The organism is Burkholderia sp. MSMB1459WGS (assembly GCF_001534535.1).
Lineage (GTDB): Bacteria > Pseudomonadota > Gammaproteobacteria > Burkholderiales > Burkholderiaceae > Burkholderia.
The window spans coordinates 117,919-132,415 of the sequence record NZ_LPMU01000080.1 but is presented as its reverse complement, the minus strand read 5'-3'; the positions used below and the strand labels follow the sequence as shown (position 1 = coordinate 132,415).

Annotated in this window: 17 protein-coding genes; 10 read left to right on the top strand and 7 right to left on the bottom strand. The window is 69.7% G+C overall.

The window, feature by feature from the left end:
* Positions 1-19 precede the first annotated feature (19 nt).
* Positions 20-2,326 (top strand): ATP-binding protein, encoded by a 2,307-nt coding sequence (locus tag WT97_RS31025; RefSeq protein ID WP_060355033.1) that lies wholly within the window; start codon positions 20-22, stop codon positions 2,324-2,326.
* Between the two features lie 22 nt (positions 2,327-2,348).
* Here the strand turns inward: WT97_RS31025 and WT97_RS31020 are convergent, their stop codons facing one another.
* Positions 2,349-3,395: a UDP-glucuronic acid decarboxylase family protein gene (locus tag WT97_RS31020; protein ID WP_059502871.1), complete on the bottom strand. Its 1,047-nt coding sequence runs from the start codon at positions 3,393-3,395 to the stop codon at positions 2,349-2,351.
* Entirely contained in the window at positions 3,395-4,714 is a 1,320-nt protein-coding gene (locus WT97_RS31015) for a glycosyltransferase family 1 protein (protein WP_060355054.1), read from the bottom strand. The genes WT97_RS31020 and WT97_RS31015 overlap by 1 nt, the downstream gene beginning before the upstream one ends.
* Positions 4,715-4,958: 244 nt before the next feature.
* Here WT97_RS31015 and WT97_RS31010 point away from each other — a divergent pair, with 244 nt between their 5' ends.
* The 7 genes from WT97_RS31010 (at position 4,959) to WT97_RS30980 (ending at position 9,687) form a co-directional block, all read left to right on the top strand.
* Complete coding sequence (locus tag WT97_RS31010) at positions 4,959-5,363, top strand: BON domain-containing protein (protein ID WP_060031215.1); 405 nt, start codon at positions 4,959-4,961, stop codon at positions 5,361-5,363.
* A 27-nt stretch (positions 5,364-5,390) separates the two neighbouring features.
* Complete coding sequence (locus WT97_RS31005) at positions 5,391-6,419, top strand: SDR family oxidoreductase (RefSeq protein WP_060355032.1); 1,029 nt, start codon at positions 5,391-5,393, stop codon at positions 6,417-6,419.
* A gap of 29 nt (positions 6,420-6,448) precedes the next feature.
* On the top strand, positions 6,449-6,748 hold the full coding sequence (locus WT97_RS31000; protein ID WP_059502866.1) for a DUF2795 domain-containing protein: 300 nt from the start codon (positions 6,449-6,451) through the stop codon (positions 6,746-6,748).
* A gap of 67 nt (positions 6,749-6,815) precedes the next feature.
* Positions 6,816-7,382: a hypothetical protein gene (locus tag WT97_RS30995; protein WP_059502864.1), complete on the top strand. Its 567-nt coding sequence runs from the start codon at positions 6,816-6,818 to the stop codon at positions 7,380-7,382.
* Positions 7,383-7,509: 127 nt separating this feature from the next.
* A complete protein-coding gene (locus WT97_RS30990; RefSeq protein ID WP_060355031.1) occupies positions 7,510-8,367 on the top strand; it encodes an SDR family oxidoreductase in 858 nt (285 codons plus the stop codon).
* 34 nt (positions 8,368-8,401) lie between these two features.
* On the top strand, positions 8,402-9,016 hold the full coding sequence (locus WT97_RS30985; protein WP_059794151.1) for a DUF4142 domain-containing protein: 615 nt from the start codon (positions 8,402-8,404) through the stop codon (positions 9,014-9,016).
* Positions 9,017-9,075: 59 nt separating this feature from the next.
* Entirely contained in the window at positions 9,076-9,687 is a 612-nt protein-coding gene (locus tag WT97_RS30980) for a hypothetical protein (RefSeq protein ID WP_059794153.1), read from the top strand.
* A 90-nt stretch (positions 9,688-9,777) separates the two neighbouring features.
* Here WT97_RS30980 and WT97_RS30975 read toward each other — a convergent pair whose 3' ends face one another.
* Both WT97_RS30975 and WT97_RS30970 read right to left on the bottom strand, forming a co-directional pair.
* Complete coding sequence (locus WT97_RS30975; protein ID WP_060355030.1) at positions 9,778-11,070, bottom strand: Nramp family divalent metal transporter; 1,293 nt, start codon at positions 11,068-11,070, stop codon at positions 9,778-9,780.
* Positions 11,067-11,729: a UdgX family uracil-DNA binding protein gene (locus WT97_RS30970; protein ID WP_059794583.1), complete on the bottom strand. Its 663-nt coding sequence runs from the start codon at positions 11,727-11,729 to the stop codon at positions 11,067-11,069. The genes WT97_RS30975 and WT97_RS30970 overlap by 4 nt, the downstream gene beginning before the upstream one ends.
* A 232-nt stretch (positions 11,730-11,961) precedes the next feature.
* Here WT97_RS30970 and WT97_RS30965 point away from each other — a divergent pair, with 232 nt between their 5' ends.
* A complete protein-coding gene (locus WT97_RS30965; protein ID WP_059503025.1) occupies positions 11,962-12,441 on the top strand; it encodes a response regulator in 480 nt (159 codons plus the stop codon).
* 100 nt (positions 12,442-12,541) lie between these two features.
* Here WT97_RS30965 and WT97_RS30960 read toward each other — a convergent pair whose 3' ends face one another.
* The 3 genes from WT97_RS30960 to WT97_RS30950 form a co-directional block, all read right to left on the bottom strand.
* Positions 12,542-13,024, bottom strand: coding sequence for a PRC-barrel domain-containing protein (locus WT97_RS30960; protein ID WP_006498342.1), 483 nt, complete (start codon positions 13,022-13,024; stop codon positions 12,542-12,544).
* Positions 13,025-13,116: 92 nt separating this feature from the next.
* Entirely contained in the window at positions 13,117-13,548 is a 432-nt protein-coding gene (locus WT97_RS30955) for a CBS domain-containing protein (protein WP_006498341.1), read from the bottom strand.
* A gap of 88 nt (positions 13,549-13,636) precedes the next feature.
* Positions 13,637-13,891 (bottom strand): hypothetical protein, encoded by a 255-nt coding sequence (locus tag WT97_RS30950; RefSeq protein WP_059502854.1) that lies wholly within the window; start codon positions 13,889-13,891, stop codon positions 13,637-13,639.
* A 166-nt stretch (positions 13,892-14,057) separates the two neighbouring features.
* Between WT97_RS30950 and WT97_RS30945 the strand changes: the two genes are divergently transcribed.
* Entirely contained in the window at positions 14,058-14,360 is a 303-nt protein-coding gene (locus WT97_RS30945) for a hypothetical protein (RefSeq protein WP_012336612.1), read from the top strand.
* The last annotated feature ends 137 nt before the right edge of the window (positions 14,361-14,497 follow it).

The window sequence follows — 14,497 nt, the reverse complement described above, 5'->3', positions numbered from 1 at the left end:
TCCCGCAGGAGCGTGTTCAATGACCGAAATTGCACGGCCGCAGGCCGGAAATTACGCAACGGCCGTGATGCTGGTCGCGATCGCGACCGTGCTGCAGACGCTCGCGATCCGGTTCGGCGGCGTGAATTTGCCGTTCGTGCTGTATTACCCGCTGCTCGCCGGCGCCGCGTGGGCGACATCGTTCCTGTTCGGCATCGTGTCGACCGTGGTCAGCGGGCTGCTCGTGTGGACGCTGTTCCTGTCCGATCCGGCCGCCTATACGGCGCCGCTGCCCGAGCGGCTCGTGCAGCTCGGTACGTTCATGCTGATCGGCGCGCTGGTGTGCGCGATCGCGTCGATGCTGCATCACACGCGCGTGACGAACGCTCGCGCAAGCCGACGCGAGGCGGCTGCACGCCGGCAGCTCGAGGCCGTGCTGGGCGCGCTGCCGCACGGCGTGATCGCGGCCGATACGATGGGCCGGGTCACCTATCTCAACGCGGCCGCGGCCGAACTCGTCGGCTGCCGGCCGGACGACGCAATGGGGCGGCCGGTGCGCGACGTGCTGCGGATCGTCGACCACGAAGGCCGCCGCGTGCCGACCACGCCGCTCGATCGTGCGCTCGGCGGCGCCGAGGCGACGTCCGACCGGCACTGGCTGCAGACCGGCAACGGCGATCCGGTGCCGATCGTCGCGGTCGCGTCGCCGCTTGGCGATGCGGACGGCAATCTCGGCGGCGCGGTGCTGATGCTGCGCGATGCCGGCGCGGACCGCGCGCGCGTCGACGCATCGCGGCTGCAGCGTGCGGTCGTCGATGCATCGCCGGACGCGATCGTCGGGATCGACGCCAGCGGCCACATCGCGAGCTGGAACCCGACCGCGCAGCGGATCTTCGGATACGACGAGGCCGATGCGCGCGGCCGCCGGTTCGACACGCTGATCGCGCCGCGCTGGTTGCGGCTCCATCCGCTCGCCAAATCGTTCGACACGATGCGCGAGCCGGTCGGGCCGCTCGAACTGCTGTGCGTGCGGCGCGACGGCCGGCGTTTTCGGGCGACGGTATCGGCATGTCCGGTGCAGGGCGACGCGCGGGCCTGCGTCGCGCTGTCGCTGACGCTGCGAGAAACCGGCGCGCAGCGCCGCCACGAGCTGCGGGCGCAGCGCTCGTTGCAGGGCGCGCGCCATGCGCGCGAGCAGGCCGACACGTCGAACCGGCTGAAGGACGAGTTGCTGGCCACGGTATCGCACGAATTGCGTACGCCGCTGAACGTGATCTACGGGTGGATCGAGGTGCTGCGCAATACCGGCGACCACGCGCTGCAGCATCAGGCGATCGACGCGATCGACCGCAGCGCGCGTTCGCTCACGCGGATGGTCGGCGACATCCTCGATGCGTCGTCGCTCGCGACCGGCAAGCTGCGGCTCGACACGACGCCGGTCGACATCGTCCGGTTGTTCTCCGACCAGGTCGGCACGTTCCAGACCGCCGCATCGTCGGCCGGCATCATGCTCGAATTCGACTGCGACGCGTCCGCGTGCATCGTGTCGGGCGACGCCGAGCGGTTGCGGCAGATGCTGTCGAACCTCATTTCGAATGCGCTGAAATTCACGCCGGCCGGCGGCAGCGTGACGGTCGGGCTCGCGCGCGACGACGCGCATGCGGTGCTGACCGTCGCCGATACGGGGCAGGGTGTCGCGCCGGAGTTCGTCCCGTACGTGTTCGACATGTTCCGCCGTGCGGACGATTCGCCCGCATCGCCGCGGCGGGGGCTCGGTCTCGGCCTGTCGATCGTGCGGCACATCGCACAGTTGCATGGCGGCCGGGTGACCGTCGCGAGCGCGGGCCGCGATCGCGGCACGACGTTCACTGTGACGCTGCCGGCCGGGTGGCAGCCGGCCGGCGCGATGGCGTGGGGGATCGTGCAGGCGGGCAGCCGTCGCGACGCGCTCGTGCTCGATACGCAACGCATCCTGATCGTCGACGACGATCCGACCACGCGTGCGAGCCTCACGGCCGCGCTGACCACATTCGGCGCGGCCGTCGCGATCGCGTCGTCGGGGCGCGAGGCGCTCGCGATGGCGGCCGACATGCGGCCGACGGTCGTGCTGTCCGATCTCGCGATGCCCAACGGCGACGGCTTCTGGCTGCTGGACGCGTTGCGGCGCGGCACGACGAACGGCGACGGCGGCCCGCCCGACGTGCGCGTGCTGGCCGTCACCGCGCACGCGGGCCTCGCCGACGAACGCCGCGCGCTGGAGGCCGGCTTCGACGGCTACCTGTGCAAGCCGGTCGACGTGCGCGAACTGGCGCACAAGATCGCGCACGTGACGAAGCGCGACGGCTGACGCGCGTCGCGCACCGGCCGCGTCAGGTGGTCGGCGCCGGCCGGTTCTGCGTGTGGACCTGGGCGAGCAGATGCGACGCGATGCGCGTGCTGCGCACGAGGTCGCCGGGCGTGTGGTGCGTGACCTGGCGTTGAATGAAGTATCGCGCGGTGTGCGCGAGCCCGTTCGCGAGCGTCGTCGTCGCGCGCCAGCCGAGCCGCTTCTGCGCGGCGGCCAGATTCGGCCGCCGCTGGCGCGGATCGTCGGACGGCAGCGGCCGGAATTCGATCGGCACCGTCGCGCCGACGATCCGCACGACTTCCCGCGCGACGTCGATCATCGCGATCTCGACGTCGCTGCCGAGATTGACCGGCTCGCTCGCATCGCCCGGTTCGTCCATCAGCCGGATCAACGCATCGACCATGTCGTCCACGTAGCAGAACGAGCGCGTCTGCTTGCCGTCGCCGTAGACGGTCAGCGGCTGTTCCGCGAGCGCCTGCGTGACGAAGTTCGACACCACGCGCCCGTCGGCCGGGTGCATGCGCGGGCCGTACGTATTGAAGATCCGCGCGATGCGCACGTCGACGCCGTACTGGCGGTGATAGTCCGCGAACAGCGTTTCCGCGCAGCGCTTGCCTTCGTCGTAGCACGCGCGGATGCCGGTCGGATTGACGCGGCCGCAATAGTGCTCGTCCTGCGGATGGACGTCGGGGTCGCCGTACACCTCGCTCGTCGATGCCTGCAGGATGCGCGCCTTCACGCGTTTCGCGAGGCCGAGGAGGTTGATCGCGCCGTGCACGCTGGTCTTCGTCGTCTGCACGGGGTCGCGCTGGTAGTGAACGGGCGACGCCGGGCACGCGAGGTTGTAGATCTCGTCGACTTCGACGTAGAGCGGAAACGTCACGTCGTGGCGCATCAGCTCGAAGTTCGGCGCATCGAGCAGGTGCGCGATGTTGTCCTTCGTGCCCGTGTAGAAATTGTCGACGCACAGCACGTCGTGGCCGGCCGTCACGAGCCGCTCGCACAGATGCGAACCCAGGAAGCCGGCGCCGCCGGTGACGAGGACGCGTTTTCGATCGTAGCCCTTCATTACGTATTCTCCTTGCGGTGTGCGAGCATGGCCGTCGTGGTGCCGACGGGCGTGCGCCGGCCGGTGCCGGCCGACGTGCCGGCGCGCTGCGCGTGGGCGACGTCGCGATAGATGTCGACGAGCCGGTCGGCTACGCCTTGCCAGGTGTAGAAGCGATGCGCGCGCAGGTAGCCGGCGCGGCCGAGCGCCGCGCACAGCTCGGGCTTCGCGCGCAGTTGCACGAGGCGCGCGGCCAGCGCGGCCGGGTCGCGCGGCGGCACGAGATAGCCGGTGGTGCCGTCGTCGACCGTCGTGCGGATGCCGCCGACGTCGCTGCCGATCACCGCCGCCGCGCACGCCATCGCCTCGACCGGCGTGATGCCGAACGGCTCGTACCACGGCGTCGTCACGAACACGTCGGCCGCGCTGTAGTACAGGTGCAGCGCGTCGCGATCGCGCCGGCCGACGAAGGTCACGCGGTTCGCGATCCCGAGTTCGTGCGCGAACGCGGCGAGCCGCGCGAGTTCCGGGTCGCGTGCGGGGTCGGGCGTCGCCTGGCTGCCGCCGACCACGTACAGGTGCGTCGGCCGCTGCGGATCGCGCGGCATGCGCGCGAGCGCGTCGATCACGGTATCGATGCCCTTGCGCGGCACCAGACGGCCCAGTTGCAGCACGACGAACGCGTCCTGCGGCCAGCCCAGCCGCGCGCGCGCATCGACGCGCGGCACCGGCTGGAATTCGCGCTCGTCGAAGCCGCACGGCACGATCTCGATGCGCGCGGTGTCGGCGCGATAGTGCGTCGTCAGATCGAGCGCATCCTGAGGACATTCGGCGATCAGGCGGTCCGAGCGGCGGGCGAGCGTGTCCTCGATCGCGAAGCGCGCATCGGGGAAGCCGTCGGCCGTGCCCTGGTGCAGCCGCCGCACGCGGCCGAGCGCATGGAACGTCGTGACGAGCGGGATGCCGAGCGCTTTTTTCACGCGCAGCGCCGCGTCGCCCGACATGAAGAAGTTCGCGTGCATCACGTCGACCGGGTCGGGCTCGCGCCGCATGCGCGCGATCATGTATTTCGCGAATGCGCCCATGTACGGCAACAGCCGCTCCTTGGGCACGTCGGCCGGCGGCCCGGCCGGCACGTGAATCACGCGCATGTGCGGGCCGATCGGCACGACTTCCGGCAAATGCGGGTTGTCGCAGCGCGTGTAGACGTCGACGTCGAGGCCGCGCTCCGCGAGCTGCTTCGCGACGTTCGCGACATAGATGTTCTGACCGCCGGCATCGACGCCGCCGATCACGCCCAGCGGCGATGCATGTTCACTGATCAACGCGATTCTTTGCATGGTATTGCTCCCGATATCGGGGCCGCGCTCATGGGCCGCCGTCATCGGTCGCTCGGCAATCGGCATGCCCGCCGGATTGCGGGGAAAACCGCTTCCCGGTGTGCCGAAAAAATTACAACGCGTTGGATGAAAGGGCGTCTGATCGCGGTTTCCCGCGGGCATGCGGCGCACGCGTCGCGGCACGCGATTTGCGCGACCTCTGCTCACCCGCCGGCCCGCCCGGCCCGATGAAAAGGAGGTCACGATGAAGGTATTCCAGCTGCAAGCCCGCTCCCCGCACATCCGCCGCCAGCGTGCGGTGCGCACCGGCATGGCGGTCGCGATCGCCGCGGCCACCGCGTGCATGGTCGTCGCGCCGAACGCGGTTGCCGCCGGCGACGACGGCGCCGCATCGTCGTCGACGTCGTCGTCGCATTCGAGCACCGGCACGAAGATCCGCGACGCGACGATCACGACCAAGGCGAAGGCCGAGCTCGTCGGCACGAACGGCCTGTCGGCCGGCGACATCCACGTGAAGACGCGGCACGGCACCGTGACGCTCACCGGCAGCGTGCCCGACGAGCAGCAGCGCACGCAGGCCGTCAGCGTCGTGAAGCAGGTGGACGGCGTGCAGACCGTGCGCGACCAGTTGACCATCCGGCCCAAATAACCGCGCGGCCGTCACAGGAGTCCAGCGATGAACTGCATGCTCAAACCGGTCGGCGAACAGACGATCGTGATCACCGGCGCGACCAGCGGCATCGGTCTCGTCACCGCGCGCAAGGCGGCACGGCGCGGCGCGAAGCTCGTGCTGTTCGCGCGCAACGAGGAAGCGCTGAACACGCTGTGCGAGGAAATCCGCCAGCACGGCGGCCTTGCGGTGCCGGTGGCCGGCGACGTCGGCAATATCGAGGATCTGCAGCGCGCGGCCGCGGCGGCGGCCGACACGTACGGCGGCTTCGACACCTGGGTCAACAATGCGGGCGTGTCGATCTTCGGCACGGCGGCTGCGGTGCCGCTCGAGGATCAGCGCCGGCTGTTCGACACCAACTACTGGGGTGTCGTACACGGCTCGCTCGTCGCGGCCGACCATTTCCGGCGCAAGAGCGATTTCCACGGCGGCGCGATCATCAACATGGGCAGCGAGGCGTCCGACGCGCCCGTGCCGCTGCAAAGCGCATACGTCGCGTCGAAGCACGCGGTGAAAGGCTTCACCGATTCGCTGCGGCTCGAGATGGAAGCGGATCACCTGCCGGTGTCCGTCACGCTGATCAAGCCGGCCGCGATCGACACGATGTTCGTGATGCACGCGAAGAACTACATGAACGTCGAGGCGAAGCTGCCGCCGCCGATCTACGACCCCGACCTGGTGGCCAACGCGATCCTGTTCGCGGCCGCGCACCCGCGCCGCACGCTGTTCGTCGGCGGCGCCGCGAAGTTCACGTCGGCGAGCGCCTACCACGCGCCGCGCCTGTTCGATCGCGTCGCGACCACGCTGTTCTCGCGCGGCCAGCGCACGGTGCGCCCCGCGCGGCCGCGCGACGACAACGCGCTGTACGACTCGCGCCACGCGCTGCACGAGCGCGAGGGCATGGAAGGGCCGGTGCTGCGCAGCTGTGCGTACAACACGGTGGTGCAGCGGCCGAAGGTTGCCGGCGCGGTCGCGCTGGGCGCGGCGGCGCTGGCGTTTGCCGCGTTCGCGCGGGCACGCCGGTCGTCCGCGTGATTTCGTTGAGATTTTCCAAGGAGGCTTTCATGACATCCCGACAACATACGGGCCACGAATACAGCCACTCGCGTGCGCACGAAGGCGAGCGCACGCAGCAGGACCACGACAAGGGCGGGCACCAGACGGGGCACGGCAAACCGCCGAGCCCGGTCGACGTGCAGAAGGCGCTGAAGGGGATGGACTACCCGGCCAGCAAGTCGGACGTCGTGCAGTGCGCGGAGCGCTCGCATGCCGACCGCGAGGTGCTCGACATGCTGCGCAAGATTCCCGAGCGCGAGTACGACACGCCGGCGTCGGTATCGAAGGAACTCGGGCGGCTGATGTAGGCGTCGCCCCGTCGCGCCGCGTGCGCGTGCGCGAGCGCGCGGCGCACCTATCACGAGGAGCACGACCATGGCGATGATCGTCGCAGGCCGTTTCACGACGTTCGATGAAGCGGAAGGTGGGGCGCGTCACCTTTACGAGCGCGCGTTCGGGCCCGACGACGTGTCGATCTTCTTCCTGAACCCCGGCGGCCAGCACGCGCGCTTCCCGATCGGCGGCGACGTGTATGCCGATACGGCGGCGAAACCGGGAGGCCGCGGCGCGATGGTCGGTGCGATTCGCGGCTTGCTGATCGGCGTCGTCGTCGGATTGATCGTGTATGCGCTCGGCTTGCGCTACTGGTTCGTGCCGGCTGCGGGCGCGCTGGCCGGCGCGTATCTCGGCGCATTCGGCGGCGCGCTCGGGCGGATGCGCGGCGAGCAGGCCGAAGGCAAGGGCACGCTCGCGCAGAGCCAGACCGGCGTGATCCTCGCCGCGCGCGTGACGCCCGATACCGCGACGGCTGCGGAAGACGTGCTGCGCGCGACCGGCGCGAAGTCGATCGAGCGTGTCGAAGGCGACTGGCAGGACGGCGAATGGCGCGATTTCGATCCGGTGCGCCGGCCCGATGAAGCCGCGTCCGGCGGCCCGCGCTGAAGATGCCCTTTTTCCAGACGCTTGCAACGCCCACCGTCGAAACACGGTCGACGCGTGCAGGCCGGCGTGCGGCGCGCGCGGCACGCCGCTTGCGCGGCATCGTCGGCATTCGTTCAAGGAGGAACCCATGACCCACGCACAGACCCCGCCGCCGCAGAAACAGGCGCATCGGCCGGGCACCGAGCGCGAGATGCATCCGAAGCCGCGCGACGAAGCGGCCGACTACGTCGGCAGCGGCAAGCTCGCCGGCAAGGTCGCGCTGGTGACGGGCGGCGACAGCGGGATCGGCCGCGCGGTGGCGATCGGCTTCGCGAAGGAAGGCGCGGACGTCGCGATCGTCTACCTGAAGGAATCCGACGACGCCGCCCATACGAAGCAGCTGATCGAGCAGGCCGGCCGGCGCTGCGAGGCGATCGCATGCGACGTCGGCGATCGCCGGCAGGCGCGCGACGCGGTGGCGCGCACGGTCGAACGGCTCGGCCGTCTCGACGTGCTCGTGAACAACGCGGGCGAGCAGCATCCGCAGCCGGGCATCGAGGACGTGTCCGAGGAGCAGCTCGAACGCACGTTCCGCACGAACGTGTACGGGATGTTCTTCTGCACGCAGGCCGCGCTGCCGCACTTGAAGCCGGGCGGACGCATCGTCAACACGGCGTCGGTCACCGCCTATCACGGCAGCCCGAAACTCCCCGACTACTCGGCGACCAAGGGCGCGATCGTCGCGTTCACGCGGTCGTTGTCGATCGAGCTGGCCGAACGCGACATCCGCGTGAACGCGGTCGCGCCGGGGCCGATCTGGACGCCGCTGATTCCGTCGACGTTCACGCCCGAACAGGTCGCGAAATTCGGCTCGAACGTGCCGCTCAAGCGACCGGGGCAGCCGGACGAACTGATCGACTGCTACGTGCTGCTCGCGTCGGACGGCGCGAGCTACATGACCGGGCAGACGCTGCATCCGAATGGCGGCTCGATCGTCGGCGGCTGACGGCCGCCCTCACGCAACTACAAGGAGAAAGCAGATGAGACAACCCAACTGGACGATCGCCGCGCTCGCCGCCGGCGTGCTCGCCGTGTCGGGCCTTGCCCGCGCGCAGATGCCGAGCGAGCCGCCCGCGTCGAATTCGCATGTGCCGGGCGGCGTGATCAATCCGTCGTCGGGCGCGGGCGCCGCGGGCGATCCCGGCATCGCGAAAGCGCCGAAGGGCACCGACGCGGAGTTCGTCGACAAGGCCGCGATGGCCGGCAAGGCGGAAGTGCAGGCAAGCCAGCTCGCGCTGAAGCAGGCGCAGTCGGCGGACGTGCGCGCGTTCGCGAAACGGATGGTCGCGGATCACGGCAAGGCGAATGCGAAGCTCGAGGAAATCGCCTCGCGCAAGGGCATGAAGCCGCAGGTCGACCCGATCTCGGATCCCGACGTGGAGGCGCTGCGCGGCAAGAGCGGGCACGACTTCGACACCGCGTATCTGGCGGCGGCCGGCCCCGATGCACACAAGAAGGCAGTCGCGTTGTTCGAAGACGAAGCTCGCGACGGCAAGGACGCGCAACTGCGCGCGTTCGCCAAGTCCACGCTGCCGACGCTCAGGCATCACCTGAGCATGGCAGAGACGGTTGCACGCAAGGTGGGCTCGCAATAACGCGCGCCCGGTTCCACCCTCGGGCCGCACGTGCGGCCCGCTTTTTCGGAGAAGCAGTCATGGCCCAACGGCAATCGAAGCACGAAGGCATCCTCGAACTGCTCTGCCAGGCATACGAGACCGAGCTTGGCGGTGCGCAGATCTACGAGGCCGCGCTGCAGTGCGCGACCGACGAGGATCTGCACAAGGAATGGGAGAAGTACCACCGCGAGACGCTGCATCACCAGGAGGTGCTGCGCAAGGTATTCGAAACGCTCGGCCTCGATCCCGATGCGCAATCGCCGGGGCGCGCCGCGGTGGCCGCCACCGGCAAGTCGCTGGTGCAGGTGATCCAGCAGGCGAAGAAGCAGGCCGACCCGGCCGTCGCGCAGGTGGTGGCAGCCGAGTGCGTGGTGCTGGCCGAAACCAAGGATCACCTGAACTGGGAGCTGATCGGCTACGCGGCCGACCAGTTGCCCGACAGTGACGCCGCGAAGGCGCTGAAGGCCGCGCACGACGAGGTGGAGGCCGACGAGGATCATCATCTGTATCACACGCGTGGCTGGGCGCGCGAGATGTGGATCGAGTCGATGGGCTTCAAGGCGGTGCTGCCGCCGCCGGAGGAAGTGAGGAAGGTGGAATCCGCCGCCGATGCGGCACGTGCCGAGCGCTCGCGCGGCAAGATGATGTAACGACCGGGCGGGCGGCGTCGCGCTCGGCGCGGCGCCCGCCCGCCATGAAGGTTGCGTACGCAACCGACATCGGTGGATCGTGTCGATCCTTCACGTCAGCATGTCGACGAGCATCGTCACCACCGACGCCGCCATCAACGCGACCGCCACCCAGCCGAACAGTTTCGATACCGGGCCGCTTCCGGGCTGGCCGGCCGCATCGCGCTTGCCCGACAGCAGCATCACGAGCACGAGCATCGGCACCGCCGCGACGCCGTTGAGCACGGCGCTCCAGTACAACGCCCGGATCGGGTCGATCGGGCTGAAGCAGATCGCGATGCCGACGATCACGCACAGCGCCAGCACCGTGTAGAACGCGGGCGCGCGCCGCACGGGCTCGTTCAACCCTTCGTGGAACCGCCAGGCTTCCGCGCAACCGTAGGCGGCGCTGCCCGCGAACGCGGGAATCGCGAGCAGCCCGCAGCCGACGATGCCGAACGCGAACACCAGGAACGCGGCTTCGCCGGCGATCGGCCGCAGCGCCTCGGCGGCCTGCGCGGTGCTGCCGATGTCGTGCCGGCCGCGCGCGAAGAAGACGGCCGCGCCGATCACCATGATGCAGAACGACACCGCGTTGGTGACGATCATGCCGGTCCACGTATCGACCGTGACGCGCTGCTCGGTCTCGCGGCGCGTGTCGCGTTCGCCGTCCCGTTGCTCGGCCGTGGTTTGCTCGACTTCGAGCGCGGCCTGCCACACGAACAGATACGGGCTCAGCGTCGTGCCGAGCACGGCGACCGCGGTGGTCGCATACGCATGCGTGAACGCGATCTGCGGCAGCACGATCGCATGCAGCACGCTGCCCCAGTCGACGTGCACGAAGCCGAGTTCGAGCACGTACGCGATCAGGCCGAGCGTCATCCATTTCAGCCAACGCGCGTAGCGTTCGTACGACAGCATCACCTGCAACGCCAGCGATGCGATTCCATAGAGCGGTGCATACCAGTAGCTGCGGCCGCCGACGACGAGCGCCGTCGCATCGCCCATCGCCGCCAGATCGGCGCCGACGTTCACGACGTTGACGATCACGACCATCACGATCAGCGTCTTCGCGACGCGATCGGAAAACCGTTCGCGGATGCCGGCCACGAGGCCTTCGCGATTGCGTCGCCCGATGAACGCCGCCGCCAGCTGCACGGCGACCATCATCGGCAGCGTGACGACGATCATCCACAGCATGTTGAAACCGAACTGGCTGCCGGCCTGCGCGTAGACGGCGACGTTGCTCGGATCGGCGTCCGACGCGCCCGCGAGCAGGCCGGGGCCGAGCCGCCGATACCACGGTTTCGCGGCGGGCGGCGGCGTCTCGGCCGCCGCCCGCGCGCCATCGCCCAGTCCGCTCATCCGGCGTCCCCGTGCGACGGGCGAGCGCCGCCGCCGCGTCGCTCGCGCGCGAGGCGCGACGCGGTGCGCAACGCGTCGACCAGCGTGCGGTACGCATGTTCGCGGGAATCGGCGCCGCGCGTGCGCAGCACGTACGACGGGTGATAGGTGGCGACGACGAGCCGGCCGTCGTCGGTGCGCACCGGCGCGCGCGTGCGCTCGAGCGTCGCGTCGTTGTCCTGCAGGACCGCGCGCAACGCCGTCGCGCCGAGCGCGACCACCACGCGCGGCTGTACGGCTGCCAGCTCGCGTTCGAGCCAGTAGCGGCACGCGGCCACTTCGCGCTGCGCGGGCGTCTTGTGCAGCCGCCGCTTGCCGCGCGGTTCCCATTTGAAGTGCTTGACCGCGTTCGTCAGATAGACGTGCGAGCGTTCGATTCCGGCTTCGTCGAGCGCGCGGTCCAGCATGCGGCCGGCTGCACCGACGAACGGCATGCCCGCGCGGTCCTCCTGGTCGCCCGGCTGCTCGCCGACCAGCATGATCGTCGCATCGAGGGGCCCGGCGCCCGGCACCGGCTGCGTCGCGTGTTCCCACAGCGCGCAGCGGCGGCACGCGTCGAGCGTGCGCGGGGCCTCGTCGTCGGGCGGCGGTGTCGGAGCATCGGGCGCCTTGCGGGTCATGCGGGGCCTCCGGTGCGGGCCGACGCAGCGGCGCGCGGCGATCGGGCGGAACACTTCGGCAATCGCATGGTCGCACGCGCAGAGGGACGCAAACGGGACGATTGATGCCGCATCGCACGCATGAAGGACTCCCGGATCGACGATGCGAACCACGCAGCAACCGGCATGCCGCATGCAGTCGCTATGGGCGCGCGCCTTGCGTGACAAGTCCGTCCAACGACAGGAGAAGCAGATGCTACCCGACCCCGGCGACGACCCGGCCGCCGACGACGTGCTGCTGTGGCGCGCGCCCGACAGCGTGCCGCGCCGCCCGCGCCGCGTGCTGGTCGTCGACGACTATCGCGATGCGGCGGATGCGCTGCGCCTGCTGCTCGAGGCGCGCGGCTTCGAGTGCCGGGTCGCCGACGATCCGTTCGCCGTGTGCGACGTCGCACGCGACTGGCAGCCGTTCGCGGTCGTGCTCGATATCGCGATGCCGGGCCTCGACGGACTGGAACTGGCGACGCGGCTGCGCGGCGATCCGCAAACGGCCGACATGCTGCTGATCGCGTGCAGCGGGCTGGCGTCGCGGCGGGATCGCGAACTGGCGAAGGAAGCCGGCTTCGATGCGCATTGCGCGAAGCCGCTGACGCCGCACCGGCTGCTGGGCTACCTCGAATCGGCGTGCGGCGGTGCGGTGGCGCCGGACGGGGACGTTACACGACCCTTGTAAAAAGGCTGGCGGCGCGCGCGGCGCGGGCAAAAAAACGCCCCGCGCGGGCGGGGCGTGTCGGACGGATGCGCCGGCGAACCGGCGCTGCGTCGCGGTGCGGTCAGTGGCGGCCGCGCGTGCGCGGATCGTCGAGGTCTTCGGTCGGGTCGGTCAGCCCGAGCTCGTCGCCGGCACTCCAGTACGGGGTGCTGCCGTAGAACTCGTGCAGCGGCTCGGCCCATTGCGGATCGGCCATTGCCGGCCAGTGGTCCTTGTCGAACCCCGGCGCGTTGCGGATCCGCTCGGACGATACCGACAGCAGGAAGCACTTGCGCTCGGTATCGAGCGTCAGCGCGCTCCACGGGATCGCATGGAGCTTGTCGCCGATGCCGAGGATGCCGCCGCTCGACAGCACCGCATACGCGATGCGGCCGGAGCGCACGTCGAGCATGATGTCCTTGATCTTGCCGACATCGTCGCCGTCGGTCGTATAGACCTTGTCGCCTTCCAGCGTATCGGCCGCCATCACGTCGGGGCCGGGGCCGGCCGCCGTCGCGGCGCCCTTGCCGATGATGCGGGTCTGACCTTGATCGGGAGTCTGCATGGTTTCCTCCAGGCTGCGTGGGGCGCGACCGTGCCCGGGGGGCGGGCCCTGCGGGTCGCGCGGGTTGTCGGGGCGGGGCGAAAATCGCTCCGTCACGTCTGCTTCGGTTGCGACACGCCTTCCAGCGTGTTCGCCACGTCGTCGCGCTCCGGGCTGGCCGTGCGCGTCGCGATGTCGGCAAGCGACAGCATGCCGACCAGGCGCTTGTCGTGATCGACGACGGGCAGCCGGCGCAGTTGCGCATCGGCCATGTAGTGCTGGATCTCGTCCAGCGAATCGTCGTCGAAGCACCATTCGATCGGGCCGGACGCGACCTCGTGGATTCGCGTCTCCGGCGGCTTGCCGGCCGAGATCGCGCGCACCGCGAGATCGCGGTCCGTCACCATCCCGACCAGCCGGTTGTTGTCGCACACGGGCAGCGCGCCGATGTCGTAGCGCTCCATCAGTTGGGCGGCATGACGGATCGAGTCGGTCGGTGCGATCCGCACGACGTCCTGCGACATGATTTCGTTGACGCGATGCATGAAATTCTCCTTGGCGGTAGGTGAAGCAATGTGCCGATGCGGCTGCTGCGATCCAGCAAGCCGCATGCCGTGCGCGCGGGTCGTCGCGTCATTCGTCGTCGCGTTCCCGCTTGTCCTGCCACGGCCCGTCGTCGTGCGTGCCGGGCGGCGTGTCGGGCTCGATGCGCGTGACGCCGCCGGTCGCGGGCGGGTCGCTCGCTGGAAACGTGTCCTCGAGCTGCTTGTCGATATGACGCTCCGAGTGGCGTGTGTGCGTGCGGTCCTGGTCTTTCAGCGGCGGGTGCGGGTCGGGCTGCCGCTCGTGCGCCGGTGCGTCGTGGCCGTGCCGGGTCGAATCCTTCATGGCGGTGCTCCGTATCGGGGACGATGAGCCGCCTCGGCGCAACCGGCGTTCCCGATCCGCACGCACGGCACGTGATTTGCCGCTCCCACGGTGACCACGACGACGACCATGACGACACGGCGCAACAGCAGGCCTGCTGCGCGCATATCGAGCGGGAGGTACGACGATGATTCCGAAACGACGACCAGGGGTGCGCTACGAGATCAACGTATGCGGCGGCGGATTCGATTCCGTGAAGAGCCATTTCGATACGTGGAAGCATGAACCGCTGATCTACCGGCCCGAGCGCCGGATGTTCGAGGGCAAGGCCGACGTGCGGCCGCTCGGCGACGAGACGTTCGGGGCGACCGAGCCGGCGCGCTTCGCGCTGCAGCGCGCGTGCGAGCCGTCGGATCCCTACGCACTCGCGGCGCGCGTGCGGGACGACGGCCGCGAGCTGTGGCTGGTCATGGCCGCATACGACGCGTAGCGGCGTGCTTGCAAGTTTTGCAGCGAACGGTGTAGCGAAGGCATGGCGCTTCGCGTTGGGCCGCGCGACGTCGCGTCGACGCCCGTGCAGGGACGACGCGAGCGGACGGCACGCGGTTTGCGGATCTTCGATTCGCC

Excerpts from the sequence above, each read along its gene's own strand:
- WT97_RS30965 (WP_059503025.1), top strand. The coding sequence starts at position 11,962 with ATGCTACCCGACCCCGGCGACGACCCGGCCGCCGACGACGTGCTGCTG.
- WT97_RS30980 (WP_059794153.1), top strand. The coding sequence starts at position 9,076 with ATGGCCCAACGGCAATCGAAGCACGAAGGCATCCTCGAACTGCTCTGC.
- WT97_RS31020 (WP_059502871.1), bottom strand. The coding sequence starts at position 3,395 with ATGAAGGGCTACGATCGAAAACGCGTCCTCGTCACCGGCGGCGCCGGC.
- WT97_RS31025 (WP_060355033.1), top strand. The coding sequence starts at position 20 with ATGACCGAAATTGCACGGCCGCAGGCCGGAAATTACGCAACGGCCGTG.
- WT97_RS30955 (WP_006498341.1), bottom strand. The coding sequence starts at position 13,548 with ATGCATCGCGTCAACGAAATCATGTCGCAGGACGTCGTGCGGATCGCA.
- WT97_RS30990 (WP_060355031.1), top strand. The coding sequence starts at position 7,510 with ATGACCCACGCACAGACCCCGCCGCCGCAGAAACAGGCGCATCGGCCG.
- WT97_RS30970 (WP_059794583.1), bottom strand. The coding sequence starts at position 11,729 with ATGACCCGCAAGGCGCCCGATGCTCCGACACCGCCGCCCGACGACGAG.
- WT97_RS30960 (WP_006498342.1), bottom strand. The coding sequence starts at position 13,024 with ATGCAGACTCCCGATCAAGGTCAGACCCGCATCATCGGCAAGGGCGCC.
- WT97_RS30985 (WP_059794151.1), top strand. The coding sequence starts at position 8,402 with ATGAGACAACCCAACTGGACGATCGCCGCGCTCGCCGCCGGCGTGCTC.
- WT97_RS31010 (WP_060031215.1), top strand. The coding sequence starts at position 4,959 with ATGAAGGTATTCCAGCTGCAAGCCCGCTCCCCGCACATCCGCCGCCAG.
- WT97_RS30945 (WP_012336612.1), top strand. The coding sequence starts at position 14,058 with ATGATTCCGAAACGACGACCAGGGGTGCGCTACGAGATCAACGTATGC.
- WT97_RS30995 (WP_059502864.1), top strand. The coding sequence starts at position 6,816 with ATGGCGATGATCGTCGCAGGCCGTTTCACGACGTTCGATGAAGCGGAA.
- WT97_RS31000 (WP_059502866.1), top strand. The coding sequence starts at position 6,449 with ATGACATCCCGACAACATACGGGCCACGAATACAGCCACTCGCGTGCG.
- WT97_RS31005 (WP_060355032.1), top strand. The coding sequence starts at position 5,391 with ATGAACTGCATGCTCAAACCGGTCGGCGAACAGACGATCGTGATCACC.
- WT97_RS30950 (WP_059502854.1), bottom strand. The coding sequence starts at position 13,891 with ATGAAGGATTCGACCCGGCACGGCCACGACGCACCGGCGCACGAGCGG.
- WT97_RS30975 (WP_060355030.1), bottom strand. The coding sequence starts at position 11,070 with ATGAGCGGACTGGGCGATGGCGCGCGGGCGGCGGCCGAGACGCCGCCG.
- WT97_RS31015 (WP_060355054.1), bottom strand. The coding sequence starts at position 4,714 with ATGCAAAGAATCGCGTTGATCAGTGAACATGCATCGCCGCTGGGCGTG.